The organism is Rhodococcus sp. BH5 (assembly GCF_027583855.1).
GTDB classification, from domain to species: domain Bacteria; phylum Actinomycetota; class Actinomycetes; order Mycobacteriales; family Mycobacteriaceae; genus Rhodococcus_F; species Rhodococcus_F qingshengii.
Genome location: NZ_JAJHVW010000015.1, coordinates 33700 through 51230 on the forward strand (window position 1 = coordinate 33700; position 17531 = coordinate 51230).

The window sequence follows — 17531 nt, forward strand, 5'->3', positions numbered from 1 at the left end:
TCCATTGTCCGCCTGCGACGGTGGCAAGTACAGGGAGTCAGCGTGCGAGGTTCACAGCCAGTTGTTGCGACGGAAGAGAAAGAACAAGCCGACACACACCGAAGCGATGAGGAACAGGATGGACTGATAGCCGTACTTGTAACCGAGTTCCGGCATGTTCTCGAAGTTCATCCCGTAGATACCGGCAACGCCGGTCGGCACGGCGGCGATAGCGACCCACGCGGAGATCTTGCGCATGTCGGTGTTTTGCTGCACCGCGATCTTCGCGAGTGCGGCGTCGACCAGCGAACTCAACACCTCGTCGTATTCCGAGATACGTTCGGCCACGATCGTGTGGTGATCTCGTACGTCACGGAAGTATCGCCGGATCTCCTTCGGGACGAGGCCGCCCGCGGGCTGGGTCAGCTGGAGCAGTGGCAATCCGAGTGGAGTGACCGAGCGTCGTAGTTCGACGATTTCACGTTTGAGCAGGTAGATGTGCTCGACGGCAACGGTGTTCCGCGGGTTGAACACCAACTCTTCCATGCTGTCGACGTCCTGTTCGACGAGTTGGATGACGGAGAGATAGCTGTCGACGACGTGGTCGGTGATCGCGTGCAACACCGCGAACGGGCCCATGGTGAGGCGCTCGGGGTTCTGCTCGAGTGACTTGCGCACGCTTGCCAGTTCGGAGTGATCCCCGTGCCGGACGGTCACCACGAAGTCGGGGCCGACGAACACCATGATCTCGCCGGTTTCGACGATCTCGCTCGCCGTCGCGACGGACTCGTGCGGCACGTAGACGACCGTGCGCAGCACCAGGAACATGACGTCGTCGTAGCGTTCGAGTTTCGGGCGCTCGTGTGCATGGACGGCATCCTCGACCATCAGCTCGTGGAGTCCGAAAGTTGCTGCTACATCTTGCATCTGACCTTCGTCGGGAGCGTGCATGCCCACCCAGACGAACGCGTTGTCGCGACTACGAACCTCGGCCAACGCAGCGCGGTGCGTGTACTTGCCCGGCAACCGCACGCCGTCCACGTAGACCGCGCAGTCGACGATCGCGCGGGCTGCCGGAACGGGGATCTTGGGCGCATCGGCTTGCGTCGATTTGCCGTTCGACCAATTCGGCAGTGACGGCATGGTTGGCACGCTCGCTCCTTCTCGGTCTGTAATGCAGTGGAACGGCAGTGGAACGGCACTACAGCGACACCTGATCGAATTGCGCTGCCGCTGCGGCGTAATCGTACGTCAGCTTCCGGCTCGCCCACCGGAGCGCGATGAAGTTGCCGATTGCTGACACACTGGAACAGTGCGAATAGACCTTCACACCCACTCCAACGCATCGGACGGCACCGACACCCCGGCTGCCCTCATGCGCGCCGCAGCCGACGCCGGACTCGACGTCGTCGCCATCACCGATCACGACACGACTTCGGGCTGGGCCGAGGCGGCGCAGGCCTTGCCGGCCGGCGTCAGCCTGGTTCGTGGGATGGAGATGTCGTGCGAAGGTCGAGGTGAGCGTGGTTGGCCGGTCGCTGTACATCTGCTTGCGTACCTGTTCGATCCGACGCACCCCGAATTCGCAAAAGAACGTGAGCGACTGCGCGCCGAACGCGTCGAACGTATCCGGGTGATGACGACCATGATGGCGCGTGACGGTCTGCCCGTCGATCCCGATCAGATCCTCGCCGACGCCGGTCCGTCCGTCGGACGCCCGCACGTCGCAGCGGCCCTGATGCGGGCCGGTGTGGTGTCGAGCATCAGTGAGGCTTTCTCCGACCTGTTGTCCAGTCGAGGGCGATACGACGTTCCCAAGTACGACACTCCGCTCGAGTACGCCGTCGAACTGGTGGCAGCGGCCGGGGGAGTAACTGTCCTTGCGCATGGACGGGCGCGTTCGCGCGGCGGATTGCTTGCGCTCGACCACATCCGTGATCTGGCCGAGCTGGGTCTCGGGGGTCTCGAAGTCGATCACCCGGACCATCGCAGCGACGATCGTGACGTCCTACGCCGCCTGGCTGTCGACCTCGGTTTGGCAGTCACCGGATCCTCTGACTACCACGGCGAGAACAAGACGATCGGACTCGGCGACGAGCTCACGGACGAAGCCGAGTTCGACAAACTCGTCTCGGCTGCCACCGGCGTGGAGGTACTGGGGCGCTGATGCTCGACACCACGCTCTACCTCACCGTGTTCATCACGCTGTTCGTGATCATGGACCCGCCCGGAGTCATCCCGGTGTTCTTGTCACTCGTCGGACGTAAAAGTCGTGAAGATCGCAATCGAGCGGCATGGCAGGCCCCCGCCGTCTCCCTTGCGGTCATCTCGGTCTTTGCCATCGGCGGTCAGGCGATCCTCAACTACCTCCACATCGGCATTCCGGCGTTGCAGGGCGCCGGCGGATTGCTGCTGCTTCTCATCGCACTCGAACTGCTGACCGGCAAGGCCTCCAACCGTCCGCAGGGAGCCGACGACGTAAACGTCGCACTCGTTCCTCTGGGAACGCCGATGATGGCCGGTCCCGGTGCGATTGCAGCCGTCATCGTCTTTGTCGCCCAGGCCGACGGTGAAGCGGCGTCGTATCTGGCGATCGCGTTGGCGATTCTGTCCATCCACCTCGTGCTGTTCGTGGTCCTGCGCTTCTCGACCGCACTGATCCGGATACTGGGCGAGGGTGGCATCAGTCTGCTGGCACGCATCGCCGGTCTTCTGCTCGCCGCCATCGCGGTTCAACTCATTGCGGAATCAGTCCGCGGATTCGTCGCGGGAGCGTAAGAGATGACATACGACGACAGGTACGACCGGAACGACAGGTACGAGGACGACTACCAGTACCAGGAATATCAGGACTATCAGTACGAAGACGATTACGACTATCCCGCCGACAAACGACAATGGCTGCTGGTCCGCGCTCTACGCGCCCTGAGTGGCACCGTGGCGGCCGGAATCGTGGTCTTGACACTCGTGATCATCGGTTCGGCATATCTGGGCGGCAACCGCGGATTCCCGGGTCCGGGAACAACGTCGATCACCGCGCACATTGCGGCCTCGGTGGTTGCTCTGGCCGCGCAGATCTGGTGCGACCGCAGGCGGGGTATCGCGGCGGTTGCCGGATCGGTGGTCGTGCTCGTGGTGGCGGGGCTGTTGTTGGTGACGCAGTGGTGGGGATGACTGGGTGGGGATGACACGGTGGGGATGACTGGGTGGGGATGACACGGTGGGGATGACTGGGTGGGGATGACACGGTGGGGATGACTGGGTGGGGATGACACGGTGGGGATGACGGCTCGGGTTCGAGTGTGGTGAGGAATCCGACCGCTTGGAGGATTTGATTGTGATCCGACTCTGGTGGCAAACTGGAGTTACTTCGAGGCGGCGCCACAGCCCGGCCCCGAAGTGCAGGTTTCGTCAGAATTTCTCCCGAAACCTAGATTGCATGGATACGCCAGGGCTCACCCGCCCCACACCATGACGCTTCGGATGTATTGCGGCCCACTTTCTCGCGCACGCCGAATGCTCTTCTTCTCAGTAGTCGTTCGCGGAAGAAATGATCTCTGACCGTTGTGAACGTAGTTTCGCAGCGGTCCGAAGGATTACTTCCCAGTAACCCAGCCCCGCTTGAGGCTGGACTAATCAGGAGTGTCATCGTGTCCCTCGTGACTGAAGCCATCAACGTACCCAAGGTCGAGTTGACCGACGAAGAAATCTTTGCCGCTCACGTCGGTGGCAAGCTCTCGGTCGAGACCACAGCACCGCTCGATACGCAGCGGGCCCTCTCGATCGCCTACACGCCGGGTGTTGCTCAGGTGAGCCGCGCCATCGCTGCAGACGAAACCCTCGCCGATCGATACACGTGGACCAACCGACTCGTCGTCGTGGTCAGCGACGGCACCGCGGTTCTCGGACTCGGCGACATCGGCCCCCGCGCGTCGCTGCCCGTCATGGAGGGCAAGTCGGCACTGTTCAAGAACTTTGCCGGACTGAACTCCATTCCGCTGGTTCTCGACACCAAGGACCCCGACGAGATCGTCGAGACACTCATCCGACTGCGTCCGAGCTTCGGCGCGGTCAACCTCGAGGACATCTCGGCGCCGCGTTGCTTCGAGATCGAGAAGCGCGTCATCGAAGCTCTCGACTGCCCCGTCATGCACGACGATCAGCACGGAACCGCCATCGTGGTCCTCGCGGCACTCAAGGGCGCCGTGAAGGTCCAGAGCCGCGACATCACCACACTCAAGGTCGTCATCTCCGGCGCCGGCGCTGCGGGTGTTGCCTGCGCGAACATCCTGCTCGCCGCCGGAATCAGCGACGTCATCGTGCTGGACTCGAAGGGCATCATCTCGGGTGAGCGCAGCGACCTCAACGACGTGAAGGCAGAACTCGCGGCCCGCACCAATCCCCGTGACCTGCATGGTGGTGCCATCGAGGCTCTCGAAGGTGCCGATGTGTTCCTCGGTGTCTCGGCGGGCAAGATCCCCGAGGAGCTCATCGCTTCGATGGCTCCCGAGTCGATCGTGTTCGCACTCTCCAACCCGGACCCGGAGATTCACCCCGAAACCGCGTCGAAGTACGCGGCGATCGTGGCGACGGGCCGTAGTGATTTCCCGAACCAGATCAACAACGTTCTTGCCTTCCCCGGTGTCTTCAAGGGCGCGCTCGACGCCGGCGCCCGTCGCATCACCGAAGGTATGAAGCTCGCTGCCGCCGAGGCAATCCTGTCGGTGGTCGGCGACGAGTTGGCGGCGGACAAAATCGTCCCCAGCCCACTCGACCCTCGCGTGGCACCCGCAGTAGCGGAAGCCGTCGCGGCCGCAGCGCATGCTGAGGGCGTGACCAGCTAAGAGGGACTACGAAAGCCCCGATCGGAACCCGCACACAAGGTTCCGATCGGGGCTTTTTCGTGTGTACCGAGAGCTACAGACGAGTGAGGTCGGGTGTTCGGCGTAGCCTGCCGGTCCCGGGAACCGATGCCCAGACCACCAGCGCCAGTAAGCCGTCCACGACGAGAGCCACAACCGCGACCAGGATTGCGCCGACGACCACTCGGTCGTACTTGTAGAGCGCGAGACCGTCGAAGATGTACCGGCCGAGGCCGCCGAGGTTGACGTAGGCGGCGACCGTTGCCGTGGCAATCACCTGCAGTGTCGCGTTACGCAGTCCGCCGAGAATCAATGGCAGCGCATTGGGTATCTCGACGCGGAAGAGCACTTGGAGTTCGGTCATACCCATCGCCCGTGCGGCCTCGACGACGCCGCGGTCGACGCTGGCGATTCCGGCGTACGTGCCGGCGAGTAGTGGGGGAATACCAAGAATGACGAGGGCGAGAATCGGCGGCATCACTCCCAGACCCATGAGAAGAACGAGGAAGGTCAGCAGGCCGAGAGTAGGCAGTGATCGCAGTGCGTTGACCAGACTGACGACCACGATCTCACCGCGACGCAGATGGCCGATGAGTAATCCGATGGGCACCGCGATCACAGCCGAAAGTGCCACGGCCAGAACGCTGTACCAGAGGTGCTGGAGGATGCGGGTGCCGATTCCGGTGTCGCCGCTCCAATTTCCGGGATCGACGATGAAGTCCCAGGCCCCGGTGAAGATGCTCATACGGGTTCCCCCTCGGCTGACAGGACGGCGGGAACCTTCGACGAGGTCGACGTTCTGGTCCACGGGGTCAGGAATCGGCCGATCAGATACAGGATCAGATCGAGCGCCAGTGCCAGCACGACGATCGCGATGATGCCCGCAACGATCTGGTCGGGATAGTCGCGGTCGTAGCCTTGTTTGAACAGGACTCCAAGCCCGCCGATTCCGATCAGAGATCCGACTGACACCAGCGAAATATTGGTAACGGCAATAACTCTGATGTTCGCGATCATCACCGGCAGCGCCAATGGCAACTCGACCGTCAGAGCGCGTCGTAGTGGTGTGAAACCGACGGCGGTGGAGGCGTCGATGACGTTGTCCGGCACCGAGTCGAGTGCTTCGGGTACTGCCCGGATGAGCAGTGCCGTCGCATACACGCTGAGTGCGATCACGACGTTGAGAGGATCAAGGGTCTTGAGTCCGAACAACTGGGGGATGGTGACGAACAGCGCGAGCGACGGAATCGTGAACGCAATGCTCGCCAGGGTCAACGTGATTCGGCGCAGCCATCTGACGTTGCGGATCGCTGTTCCGACCGGAACGGCAATCAGGAGACCGATCAGCAAAGGAAGCAGTGCCAGATACAGATGGGTCTTCGAGTAATCCACGACCGTCGAGAAATTGTCGATGAGCCAGCGCATGCCGCTACGACCCGAATCCCTCGGTGAAGGCGACTCGGTTGCGTTCCTCGTCCTCGCGTCGACGCTGATCTGCCAATTTCGCAACGACTTCGGAACCGAGGATCCCGCCGATGACCGCGCCCTCGCCGTCGACGGCAACACCGATACCGGAAGGCGACGAGATTGCCGCATCGAGTGCTTGGCGGAGATCGCCGCCGGGGGAGAACAGCGAACCACCGGCAGACGTCGACTGAGCAAGGGTTCGTCCCGAGCGCAGGCCTTCGACGCCGGTCACGTCGATCCATCCCTGCGGGGTTCCGTTGTCCGTGACCACGAGAACCCATTCGCCCAATTCGAGACGTAGAGCCTTCAATTCGTTCTCGACGGCCGTGCGTACAGGGTGCAACGGAACCTCGTCGGCAGCGCGGAACGACAATCCCCGATAGCCGCGATCGCGTCCGACGAATCCGGCGACAAAATCCGTTGCCGGTGCGGCCAACACGTCGCGAGGTGCCGCAACCTGCTGAAGCCGCCCGCCGGGACCGAAGACGGCAATGTGATCACCGAGTTTGACTGCCTCGTCGATGTCGTGGGTGACAAAGACGATCGTCTTCTTCAGTTCGCTTTGAAGACGGAGCATTTCGGTCTGCAGATCCTCACGCACCACCGGGTCGACGGCGCTGAAGGGCTCGTCCATCAACAGGATCGGCGGATCGGCAGCCAATGCTCGCGCAACTCCCACACGTTGTTGCTGCCCACCCGAGAGTTGCCCGGGATAGCGGGTGGCAAGGGAGATGTCCAGACCGACTCGTTCGAGTACCCCCAACGCGGCTTTGCGCGCTGCGCGGCGGGACTCACCGCGCAGTACCGGAACTGTTGCGACGTTGTCGATCACGGTGCGATGCGGAAGCAAGCCGGCGTTCTGGATGACGTACCCGATGCCGAGACGCAGCTTCACCGCGTCGGTCTGGGCGATGTCACGACCGTCGACGAAGATCTTGCCCGACGTCGGTGTGATCATCCGGTTGATCATGCGCATCGACGTCGTCTTGCCGCACCCGGACGGCCCCACGAACACCGTGAACGACTCGGCCTCGATGGTGAGATCGAGACGGTCGACGGCGGTGGTGCCGTCCGGATACTGCTTGGTGACGCCCTCGAAGGTGATCACGTGACTACGAGACCGGCTTGTCGAGGCCCTGCGCCGTCACCCACGCTTTGGCCGCCGCTGCCGGCTCCGTCTTGGTGTCGCCGGACACCTGGACGTTGAGTGCCAACAACTCTTCGGTGGTGAGCTTGGCGGACACCGCATCGAGGACTGTCTTCAACTTGTCGGAAGACTTCGAGGCACGCAGCACCGGCACCACGTTCTGAGCCGGGAAATTGTTCTTCGGGTCTTCGAGAACCACGAAGTTGTTCTCCGGGATGGAGGCCGACGTCGTGAAGATGTTTGCCGCGGTGATGTCACCGGAGGAGAGAGCCTTCACGGTTGCCGGTCCACCGCCGTCGGCGATCGGAACGAAGTTGGCTGCCGAGATGTCGAGGCCGTAATTGGACTTCAAACCGGGCAATCCGGCTGGACGTTCCTGGAACTCGGCCGGAGCACCGAACTTGACCTCGGCGGAATGCGGAGCCAGATCGGCGATCGTCTTCAGGTTCCACTTGTCAGCGGTTTCCTTCGTGACGACGACGGCGTCCTTGTCCTCGGCGGATGCAGGCGTCGCAATTGCCAATTCCGACCCGAGAGCTGCGGGAAGAGCAGCGAGGACGTCAGCGGAGCTGGTGGCCGTGCTGTCGGGATCCAAGTACTGCAGGAGATTTCCCGTGTAATCCGGAATGACACTGATGGACCCGTCCTTGAGTGCCGGAATGTACGCCTCGCGGCTGCCGACGTTGAACGACGTGGACACATCGAACCCGTTGACACGCAGTGCTTCGGCGTAGATGTTGGCGATCGTCTCGGATTCGGTGAAGTTGGCGGAGCCGACGACGATCGCGTTGGGATCGCTGTTGGAGTCACCGTCGCTGCTACCGCACGCTGTCAGTGCAGTCAGAGAGACAACGGTTGCCGCGGCTACGAGCCAACGGTTGGAACGAAATCGTGAGGTGCGCATGAGCGTCCTTCCGGTTTTTCGGGCGTCCCGTGTTTCGGGCGTCGGAAACCATTCCCTTGTGGCGAAGCCACCCGAGTGACTTCGACGGCGCCGCCACCGAGTGGCTGCGTCAGGACTGGTTACCGCGCATCGCCCGACAAGTGTAACGATAGGTACCGACATGGCACGGTTTTCGATCCATGGGATTGGATGTGAGGATTTCGGTGAAGAGCACACGCACGAAGTATTCGACTGTTGTTGCAGCACTGATGGTCCTGCCGATTCTCAGCGGATGCGCAAACGGTGATTCGGTGGTAGAGGGTGCCGAAGCGGAGTCTCGTGACCAGATCGTGGTGGCTGCTGACGCATCGGTGGAGAGTTCGGTGTTGGCCGAGGTGTATTCGACGGTGCTCTCCTCCTCCGGCCTGTCGGCTCGCGTCGAATCGGTGGGTGGTGGCCGAAACCAATCACTCGAGGCTCTGGACGCAGCGCGAGTCACTTTGGTGCCCGAGTTCACCGGCGCGCTGCTCGATCACTACGACCCGTCATCCCCGGCCCGCAAGGCCGACGACGTCTTCGAAGCCTTGAGTCGCTCTCTGCCGGAGGGTCTTTCGGTCTCCGACTATGCGATGGCCGAAGATCGTGCGGTCCTCGCACTCGACACCGGATACGCACAGTCGTTGGGAGCGAAGACGATAGAAGCCTTTGCTCCTTCGTGTGCCGCGGCGACGCCGCTCGTCTCCGCGAGATTCGTCGAGGACGGGGCAGTAGAACAGTTGGCCGAGGGCGCCGAGTGTGTCTTCGCCGGTGTCGATCAGGCAACGCCGGCAGACGTACCCGGTGCACAAGTATTCGGAACCACGACGCTGTCGGCGTTGGCACAATCCGATGCCGTCACAGTGCTCGCTGATTCGAATCACGTTCTGGCTGCGCAGAATGTCGTTCCGCTCTTTCGAGCGGGCGCACTGGGAGATTCGGCTGTCAAGGCGCTCAGCGTCGTTGCCGGTGAACTGTCCACCACCGATCTCGCCGCAATGATCGAGCAGGTGCGGACCGGCAAGGCGTCAGCCTCGGAAGTCGCCCGAACCTGGTGGGACACCCGTCAGTGACATGGACGGAGTGGGCCACCCGTCAGTGACATGGACGGAGTGGGCCACCCGTCAGTGACTGTTCGAGCCCACTGCTGAACTCGAATCATCCTTGGCACGAATCAGTTTCGATGCGATGAACTGGCCGAGGTCGGAAACGGCGTCTGCTGCTTCCTTCACCAGTGACGCCTGTGCGTGAGCCACGTGCCACAGTCGCGCGTACTCCACCAGGGACACGTCGACGCCGGCAGCGGAGAGCTTGTCGGTGAACGTCATGATCTGCGGGTAAAGGACTTCCTCGGAACCGACGTGAATCCTGGTGGGTGGCAACCCGTCGAGCTTGCCATGCATCGGTGCGTAGCCGGGATCAGTACGGTCGCCTCCGGCAAGGTAGGCGTCGGCGGCGTCGAAGGACCACGCTGTGTTGACCACCAGGTCGGCCTTTTTGGTAGCACCCCGATCGCCGGGATCGACCCACGGTGAGATCAGGGCAAGCGCGCCGGGGGTCACGCCGTGACGCTCGATCAGACGGATAGCGGTCGCCGCGGCCAGGCCGCCACCGGCCGAATCGCCGGCGATGGCAACGCGGTCTTCCGAATAGTCGAACTCGGTGACCAACTGCATGAAGGCTGAGACCGCGTCGTCGAGAGCGGCGGGATACGGATTCTCCGGCGCGAGACGGTAGTCCAAGGTGAAGACCGCACTGGACGACTCACGGGCGAGATGAGCTGCGAGAGAACGGTGTGTGGACAGCGAACCCAGCGTGTACGCCCCGCCATGCAGGTAGAGAACTGCGGTGGGGCGCTCGGTTGCGCCGACGGTGATCTTCTCTGCCGGTCGGCAAGCCAGCTCCAGCGGGCGCACGACGGCGCCCGCTGGAACCTGCTGTAGCGGTGCCCCGGCCTCGAGCAACAGACGTTGAATCCGATACGGCAGCCGCGAGTTGAAAGCCAGACGGAAGTACGGCTTCAACAAGAATGCGACCACGGGCAGCGGAAGGGTGAACGTGCTCACCGGCAGGGCTCCTGACTCTTTGTGCGAACTGCGCTGTGAAACGAACTGCGCTGTGAAACGAACTCAGCTGGACTTGGGCATCATTCGGCCGGCGACGATCGCGACGATGCGCTGGTAGCCCGATCCTACGAGGCGAACCCAGGCGTCGAGTGCGATTGCGTCCATCCCGATGAGAACTCGCGGCTTGCTCTTCCGAACACCGTTGACGATCGTCTTGGCGGCATCTTCCGGAGTGGTGCGCGCGAGCTTGCGGTCGAAGAACTCGGAGAAGACCGCAAGATCTTCACCCGGGCCTGCGGTGGCGTTGCGTGCGATGGCGGTCTTGATTCCGCCCGGGTGCACACAGGTCACCTTCACCGGGTGCTTGGCGATCAGCATTTCCTGGCGAAGCGACTCGGTGAAACCGCGAACGGCGAACTTGGCCGAGTTGTATGCGCTCTGACCCGGCATCGACAGCAGACCGAAGAGGCTCGACACGTTCACGATGTGCCCGTCGCCGGATGCGATGACGTGGGGGAGGAATGCCTTGGTGCCGTTGACAACTCCCCAGAAGTCGACGTCCATGACACGTTCGAAGTCCTTGAATTCGGACTTCTCGAAAGTGCCGTGGTAGGCGATTCCGGCGTTGTTGTAGATCTGGTTGACCTTGCCGAAATGGGCGACAACCGCGTCGGCGTACTCGAGAACCGCTTCGCGCTGGGTGACGTCGAGATGGTCCGACTTCACCTCGGCGCCGATGGCTTCCACCAGACGCGTTGTCTCGGCGAGCCCGATGGTGTCCACGTCGGAGATTGCCAACTTGGCGCCCTGGCCGGCCAGGTTCAGTGCTAGTGCGCGACCGATGCCCGATCCCGCTCCGGTGATGACTACGACCTTGCCTGCAAAATCACTCATTGTGCTACTGCCTTCTCGTCGTCGAGGTCGATCTGTGAAGTGGTCGCGGTGCCGACGGCGCCGAGATCCGAGGTGGCGACGCTGCGGTATGCCGCGAGGTCGAAATGCTTGGTGGCATTGCGGAACTGGAAGGTGAAGCCAGGCCACAGGGTGGTGTTGTTTCCGTGCTTGTCCATGTACCAGCTGGCGCAACCGCCGTTGTTCCACACGCTCTTGGACATAGCTGCCTGCAGGTCCTTGTTGTACTTGTCCTGCTTGTCCTTGCGCACCTCGATGGTGCCGATGTCGTACTTGTCGATGGTGGCGATCGCGTCGACCAGGTAGTTGATCTGCGACTCGATCATGAAGACCATCGACGAATGTCCGAGGCCGGTGTTGGGTCCGACGAGGAAGAACATGTTGGGGAAGTTGGCAACTGCCGCGCCCTTGTATCCCTGCATGCCGGTCTCTTCGAAGACCTCGGCGAGCGAACGCCCGTCCTTGCCGAAGATTCCCGCGAAGGTGGGGGAGTCGGTGACGTGGAATCCGGTCGCCACGACGATGGCATCGATCTCACGCGTGGTGCCGGTCTTCGAAACGATCCCGTTGGCGGTGACCTCCTCGATGCCTTCGCTCACCAGGTCGACATTGTCCTGGGCGAGGGTGGGGAAGTAGTTGTTCGAGATCAGCATGCGCTTGCAGCCGATCTGGAAGTTGGGCATGACCTTCTTGCGAAGATCCTTGTCCTTGATCTGGGCCTTCAGGTGACGCTCGGCGGCGAACTGCAACGGCTTCATGAAGACCGGCGCCTTGGCCAGGCCGACGACCTGCGTCTCTCGCATCCAGTAGATACCGGTGCGGCACAACTTCTGGAAGCCGGGGAGGTACTTGAACGCGAGGTGCTCGATCTTGGTGTACTCGCGGTCTGCGCGGGGCAGGATCCACGGCGCCGTGCGCTGGTACACGTCGAGATGCGAGACCTTCTTGCCGATGGCCGGCACGATCTGGATGGCCGAGGCGCCGGTTCCGATGACGGCCACACGCTTGCCGGTCAGATCGGCGTCGTGGTTCCAACGCGAGGAGTGGAAGATCTCGCCCTTGAAGCCGTCGATGCCCTTGATGTCCGGAAGTGAAGGCTCACACAATGCGCCGACGGCCGAGACGACGATCTTTGCGACGAATTCGCCCTTGTTGGTGCTGACGTGCCACCGAGCAGACGCCTCGTCCCAGCGTGCGGAGAGAACGTCGCAGTCGAAGATGTGCTTGTCGAGCACCTTGTGGCGGTTGGCCACCGACTGGATGTACTTGTAGATCTCGGGCTGAGTGGAGAAGGAGCGTGTCCACTCCGGATTGAGTGCAAAAGAGTACGAGTACAAATGCGACGGCACGTCACACGCGGCGCCCGGGTAGCTGTTGTCGCGCCAGGTCCCGCCGACGTCGTTGCCGCGCTCGAGAACGACGTAGTCGGTGATGCCGGCCTGTGCCAGTTTGATCGCCGCACCGAGACCGGCGAAACCACTGCCGATGATCAGTGTGCCGACGTGGCGAGTATCCGCGGCAGGTGCTGAGGTATCTGTAACTGGAAGACTCATGTAGGGAACGATATGCCTTTATTGAGTCACGGTCAATAGCTTATTGACGAATATTCAGTAGTCTATTGGGCATGGACGCAGTAAAGCGAACGCGGCTCGACCCTGCGCAACGCCGAGCGCAACTCATCGACCTCGGGGCGCGGATGCTGGCCGAACGGCCGCTCGAACAGATTTCCGTCGAGGACATCGCCGATCAGGCTGGTGTCTCGCGGGGGCTTCTGTTCCACTACTTCGCGTCGAAAAGCGAGTTCCATCTGGCGATCGTCCGCCACAGCAGTGAACAGATGCTCCAGCGCACGGAGCCGAGCGAGTCGGACGATCCGATGCTCACCCTCCGCTCGGTGCTGGCGTCGTACGTCGACTACGTGACCGAGAACCGCAATACCTACGTCTCGCTGCTCCGGGGGACCGCCAGCGGGGATCCGCAGATGCGTGAGGTGTTCGAGCAGACTCGCGACATCATGGCCAAGAGAACCCTCGATCAGCTCCCGAAGATCGGCCTGACTCGAACACCTCAGGTGGAGTTGGCCGTTCGCGGTTGGATCGCGTTCGTCGAGGAAGCCACCATCAGTTGGCTCCGAGCGCCCGCCATCACCCGCGAGGAACTGATCGACCTGACGGTTCAGTCGTTGCCCGCGTTGGCACTGGCCGCCGTCGGCTTCGATGCCGGGCCGGATCTGGGTCTGCTGCAATCGAATTGACGTGAACGCAGAAAGGCCGGGCCCCACACTCCTTGCGGAATGTGGGGCCCGGCCCTTGTCAAATTACTGAGATCAGTTGGTCGGCAGGAACGCCTCGTCCAAGATCTCCTGCTGCTCCACCGCGTGGACCTTGCTCGATCCCGAAGAGGGAGCGGACATCGGACGACGCGAGATGCGCTTGATACCGGTCAAGGTCTCCGGCAGAAGGTCCGGCAGAGCCAGCCCGAGGAACGGCCACGCACCCTGGTTTGCGGGCTCTTCCTGGACCCAACGGAACTGATCCGCATTCGGGTAACGGTCCAGGGTCTCCTTGAGGCGACGCTTCGGCACGGGGTAGAGCTGCTCCATGCGCACGATGGCGATGTCGTCACGCTCGTCCTTGTGCTTCTTCGCCAGGAGTTCCCAGTACAGCTTGCCGCTGACCAGCAGAACCCGCTTGACCGATTCGCGTGCGCTTTCGCCGCTCTCGTATGCCGGCTCCTCGAAGACCGAACGGAACTTGCCCGTCGTGAAGTCCTCGACGTTGCTGACGGCAGCCTTGTTACGCAGCATCGACTTGGGCGTGAAAACCACCAGCGGACGGCGGATGCCGTCGAGGTGATGGCGACGCAGCAGGTGGAAGTAGCTGGCCGGAGTCGACGGAACCGCAACGGTCATCGAGCCTTCTGCACACAGCTGAAGGAAACGCTCGATGCGACCGGAGGTGTGGTCCGGACCCTGACCCTCGTGACCGTGCGGCAGGAGCAGCACGACGTCGGAGAGCTGACCCCACTTGGCCTCACCCGAAGAGATGAACTCGTCGATGATGGTCTGCGCGCCGTTGACGAAGTCACCGAACTGCGCTTCCCACAGGACCAGAGCGTCGGGGTTACCGACCGAGTAGCCGTACTCGAAGCCCAGACCTGCGTACTCGGTGAGTGCGGAGTCGTAGACCATGAACTTGCCGCCGTTTTCGGCGTCGGCAGCGATCTTGGCGATCGGGCTGTACTCGTTGCCGGTCTTGCGGTCGATGAGGACCGAGTGACGCTGCGTGAACGTTCCTCGCTTGGAGTCCTGACCCGCGAGGCGGATCAAGGCACCCTGCTCGGCCAACGAGCCGAACGCAAGCAATTCTGCGAACGCCCAGTCGACATGTCCCTCACGGGCCATCTCGCGGCGCTTCTCGGCAACCGGCTTGACGCGCGGGTGAACGGTGAAGCCGTCGGGGACGTTGACGAACGCATCACCGATGCGCTCGAGGACCTCGGGAGCGACAGCCGTGGTCAGGCGAGCCGGGGGAGTCTGGTCGAGTTCGACGGACTCGGACGGTTCGGGCTGGAACTTCTCGAGTTCACGGACCTCGTTGAAGACCCGTTCGAGCTGGCCCTGGTAGTCGCGAAGTGCGTCTTCGGCTTCCTTGAGCGAGATGTCACCGCGGCCGATGAGGGACTCGGTGTAGCTCTTACGAACGCTGCGCTTGGTGTCGATGACGTCGTACATGGCCGGCTGGGTCATCGACGGGTCGTCGCCCTCGTTGTGACCGCGACGGCGGTAGCAGATGAGGTCGATGACAACGTCCTTGCCGAACTTCTCACGGAAGTCGACGGCCAGCTGAGCAACCCAGACGCAAGCCTCGGGGTCGTCGCCGTTGACGTGGAAGACCGGTGCGGCGATCATCTTCGCGACGTCGGTGCAGTACTCGGACGAGCGTGAATGTTCCGGAGCGGTGGTGAAGCCGACCTGGTTGTTCACGACGATGTGCACGGTGCCACCGGTGCGGTAACCGCGAAGCAGCGAGAGGTTGAGCGTCTCGGCGACAACGCCCTGACCGGCGAATGCAGCGTCACCGTGCAGCATGAGCGGCAGGACGGTGAAGCCTTCTTCACCCTTGTCGAGGATGTCCTGCTTGGCGCGGACCAGGCCTTCGAGAACCGGGTCGACGGCCTCGAGGTGCGACGGGTTTGCGGTCAAGGAGACAGCGATGTCGTTGTCACCGAACATCTGGATGTACGTTCCGCTGGCACCCAAGTGGTACTTCACGTCGCCGGAGCCGTGAGCGGCTGCCGGGTTCATGTTGCCCTCGAACTCCGTGAAGATCTTGGAGTACGGCTTGCCGACGATGTTGGCAAGCACGTTGAGACGGCCACGGTGCGGCATGCCGATGACGACCTCGTCGAGCTGGTGCTCGGCGGCCTGGTCGATCACGGCGTCCATCATCGGGATGACGGCTTCGGCGCCTTCGAGCGAGAAGCGCTTCTGGCCGACGTACTTGGTCTGCAGGAACGTCTCGAAGGCCTCGGCGGCGTTGAGCTTGCTCAGGATGTACTTCTGCTGAGCGACCGAAGGCTTGGCGTGATGGCCCTCGACGCGGTCCTGGATCCACTGACGCTGATCCGTCTCGAGGATGTGCGTGTACTCGACGCCGACGTGGCGGCAGTACGCGTCGCGCAGCACGCTCAACACGTCGCGCAGCTTCATCTTCTCTTGACCGTGGAAGCCGCCGACCTTGAACTCACGGTCCAGATCCCACAGCGTCAGGCCGTGGCTGATGACGTCGAGGTCGGGGTGGCTGTGGAACTTGTCCTTGACGAACTGCAACGGGTCCGTGTCGGCCATGAGGTGGCCGCGGTCACGGTATGCAGCGATCAGTTCGAGAACGCGGGTGTTCTTGTCGACAGCGCCTTCCGGCACGTCCTTGCGCCAACGCACCGGCTCGTACGGGTTGCCGAGCGCGTGGAAGATCTCGTCGTAGAACTCGTCGCTGATCAGCAGGTTGTGGATCGTGCGCAGGAAATCGCCCGACTCGGCACCCTGGATGATGCGGTGATCGTAGGTCGAGGTGAGAGTCATCAACTTGCCGACGCCCATCTCGGCCAGCTTCTCGTCGCTGGCGCCCTGGAACTCGGCGGGGTATTCCATCGCGCCGGCACCGATGATGGCGCCCTGGCCCTTCATCAGGCGAGGAACGGAGTGAACCGTGCCGATACCGCCCGGGTTGGTCAGCGAAATGGTGACGCCGGTGAAGTCTTCGCCGGTGAGCTTGCCTTCACGGGCGCGTCGGACGATGTCCTCGTATGCCGCGTGGAACTGGACGAAGTTCATCGACTCGGTGTTCCGGATGGCGGCAACTACCAGTGAGCGGTTGCCGTCCTTTCCGGGAAGGTCGATCGCGAGTCCGAGATTGGTGTGCTCGGGCGTGACCGCGTTCGGCTTGCCGTCGATTTCGGCGAAGTGCCGGTTCATGTTGGGGAACGCGTTGACTGCCTGGACGATCGCGTAACCCAAGAGGTGGGTGAACGAGATCTTGCCGCCGCGGGTACGCGCGAGGTGGTTGTTGATGACGATGCGGTTGTCGAACATCAGCTTCGCGGGGATGGCACGCACGCTGGTTGCAGTCGGGATCTCGAGCGAGAGCGACATGTTCTTGACGACTGCGGCTGCGGCGCCGCGGAGAACCTTGGTTTCCTCGGCTCCGCCGGCAGGGGCGGGCTTCGCAGTAGCGGCCGCGGGCTTGGCTGCTGCGGGCTGGGCCGGGGCGGCCTTGGCGGCGGGCGCTGCCGTCTTCGCGGGGGCCGGAGCGGCAGCCTTGGCAGCCGGCGCAGGAGGTGCGGTCTTGGGGGCGGGAGGCGTGGCCTTGGGAGCAGCAGGCGGAGCTACAACAGCGGCGGGTGCAGCCGCGTTGCCGTTCGAGGCAGTCCCGTTTCCACCTCCCGTGTTCGCCGAGTCCGGCGAGTAATCGGTCAAGAATTCGTGCCAACTGGGATCCACGGACGACGGATCGTCCTGGAAGCGTTGGTACATCTCGTCAACCAGCCACTGGTTCTGTCCGAATTGGGATGTAGAACTGCTGCTCACGGCAGGTGTTCGCCTCGTTTCTATTTCGGTACCCGATCAGAGCGCCTATATACATGAGATTAGCCCGAGCGTGTGACGAGCAATTGTGCGG

The 17531-nt window shown here is 62.6% G+C and carries 15 protein-coding genes; 6 read left to right on the forward strand and 9 right to left on the reverse strand.

Going from position 1 to position 17531, the window contains the following annotated elements; genetic code table 11:
• Window positions 1-51: 51 nt before the first annotated feature.
• Window positions 52-1122, reverse strand: coding sequence for a magnesium and cobalt transport protein CorA (locus RhoBH5_RS27605; RefSeq protein WP_007736118.1), 1071 nt, complete (start codon window positions 1120-1122; stop codon window positions 52-54).
• 169 nt (window positions 1123-1291) lie between these two features.
• Here RhoBH5_RS27605 and RhoBH5_RS27610 point away from each other — a divergent pair, with 169 nt between their 5' ends.
• The 4 genes from RhoBH5_RS27610 to RhoBH5_RS27625 all read left to right on the forward strand — a co-directional run bounded on the left by RhoBH5_RS27610 (window position 1292) and on the right by RhoBH5_RS27625 (window position 4823).
• On the forward strand, window positions 1292-2146 hold the full coding sequence (locus RhoBH5_RS27610; protein ID WP_007736119.1) for a PHP domain-containing protein: 855 nt from the start codon (window positions 1292-1294) through the stop codon (window positions 2144-2146).
• A complete protein-coding gene (locus RhoBH5_RS27615; protein WP_164490628.1) occupies window positions 2143-2757 on the forward strand; it encodes a MarC family protein in 615 nt (204 codons plus the stop codon). The genes RhoBH5_RS27610 and RhoBH5_RS27615 overlap by 4 nt, the downstream gene beginning before the upstream one ends.
• Window positions 2758-2760: 3 nt before the next feature.
• The gene (locus RhoBH5_RS27620; RefSeq protein ID WP_007736120.1) at window positions 2761-3153 is read left to right on the forward strand and encodes a hypothetical protein; all 393 of its coding nucleotides are present in this window, start codon (window positions 2761-2763) and stop codon (window positions 3151-3153) included.
• 476 nt (window positions 3154-3629) lie between these two features.
• On the forward strand, window positions 3630-4823 hold the full coding sequence (locus RhoBH5_RS27625; protein ID WP_003945072.1) for an NAD(P)-dependent malic enzyme: 1194 nt from the start codon (window positions 3630-3632) through the stop codon (window positions 4821-4823).
• Between the two features lie 73 nt (window positions 4824-4896).
• Here the strand turns inward: RhoBH5_RS27625 and RhoBH5_RS27630 are convergent, their stop codons facing one another.
• From RhoBH5_RS27630 to RhoBH5_RS27645, 4 genes are read right to left on the reverse strand one after another with little or no spacing between them, the layout of a single operon-like run.
• The gene (locus RhoBH5_RS27630) at window positions 4897-5586 is read right to left on the reverse strand and encodes an ABC transporter permease (protein WP_003945081.1); all 690 of its coding nucleotides are present in this window, start codon (window positions 5584-5586) and stop codon (window positions 4897-4899) included.
• On the reverse strand, window positions 5583-6266 hold the full coding sequence (locus tag RhoBH5_RS27635) for an ABC transporter permease (protein ID WP_007736121.1): 684 nt from the start codon (window positions 6264-6266) through the stop codon (window positions 5583-5585). Before RhoBH5_RS27635 ends, RhoBH5_RS27630 begins: the two co-directional genes overlap by 4 nt.
• Before the next feature lie 4 nt (window positions 6267-6270).
• Window positions 6271-7416, reverse strand: coding sequence for an ABC transporter ATP-binding protein (locus tag RhoBH5_RS27640; RefSeq protein ID WP_003945084.1), 1146 nt, complete (start codon window positions 7414-7416; stop codon window positions 6271-6273).
• A gap of 4 nt (window positions 7417-7420) precedes the next feature.
• The gene (locus tag RhoBH5_RS27645) at window positions 7421-8359 is read right to left on the reverse strand and encodes an ABC transporter substrate-binding protein (protein ID WP_003945094.1); all 939 of its coding nucleotides are present in this window, start codon (window positions 8357-8359) and stop codon (window positions 7421-7423) included.
• A gap of 203 nt (window positions 8360-8562) precedes the next feature.
• Here RhoBH5_RS27645 and RhoBH5_RS27650 point away from each other — a divergent pair, with 203 nt between their 5' ends.
• Window positions 8563-9447, forward strand: a complete 885-nt coding sequence (locus RhoBH5_RS27650) for an ABC transporter substrate-binding protein (RefSeq protein ID WP_007736124.1) — start codon at window positions 8563-8565, stop codon at window positions 9445-9447.
• Between the two features lie 51 nt (window positions 9448-9498).
• Here RhoBH5_RS27650 and RhoBH5_RS27655 read toward each other — a convergent pair whose 3' ends face one another.
• The 3 genes from RhoBH5_RS27655 to RhoBH5_RS27665 all read right to left on the reverse strand — a co-directional run bounded on the left by RhoBH5_RS27655 (window position 9499) and on the right by RhoBH5_RS27665 (window position 12905).
• Window positions 9499-10440, reverse strand: coding sequence for an alpha/beta hydrolase fold domain-containing protein (locus RhoBH5_RS27655; RefSeq protein WP_007736126.1), 942 nt, complete (start codon window positions 10438-10440; stop codon window positions 9499-9501).
• Between the two features lie 63 nt (window positions 10441-10503).
• Complete coding sequence (locus RhoBH5_RS27660) at window positions 10504-11334, reverse strand: SDR family NAD(P)-dependent oxidoreductase (protein ID WP_007736128.1); 831 nt, start codon at window positions 11332-11334, stop codon at window positions 10504-10506.
• On the reverse strand, window positions 11331-12905 hold the full coding sequence (locus tag RhoBH5_RS27665; protein WP_210377496.1) for a flavin-containing monooxygenase: 1575 nt from the start codon (window positions 12903-12905) through the stop codon (window positions 11331-11333). The genes RhoBH5_RS27660 and RhoBH5_RS27665 overlap by 4 nt, the downstream gene beginning before the upstream one ends.
• A 71-nt stretch (window positions 12906-12976) precedes the next feature.
• On the opposite strand from RhoBH5_RS27665, the gene RhoBH5_RS27670 reads away from it, so the two are divergent.
• Window positions 12977-13606, forward strand: coding sequence for a TetR/AcrR family transcriptional regulator (locus tag RhoBH5_RS27670; protein WP_007736130.1), 630 nt, complete (start codon window positions 12977-12979; stop codon window positions 13604-13606).
• A 72-nt stretch (window positions 13607-13678) separates the two neighbouring features.
• Here RhoBH5_RS27670 and RhoBH5_RS27675 read toward each other — a convergent pair whose 3' ends face one another.
• A complete protein-coding gene (locus RhoBH5_RS27675) occupies window positions 13679-17440 on the reverse strand; it encodes a multifunctional oxoglutarate decarboxylase/oxoglutarate dehydrogenase thiamine pyrophosphate-binding subunit/dihydrolipoyllysine-residue succinyltransferase subunit (RefSeq protein ID WP_047268983.1) in 3762 nt (1253 codons plus the stop codon).
• Window positions 17441-17531 lie beyond the last annotated feature (91 nt).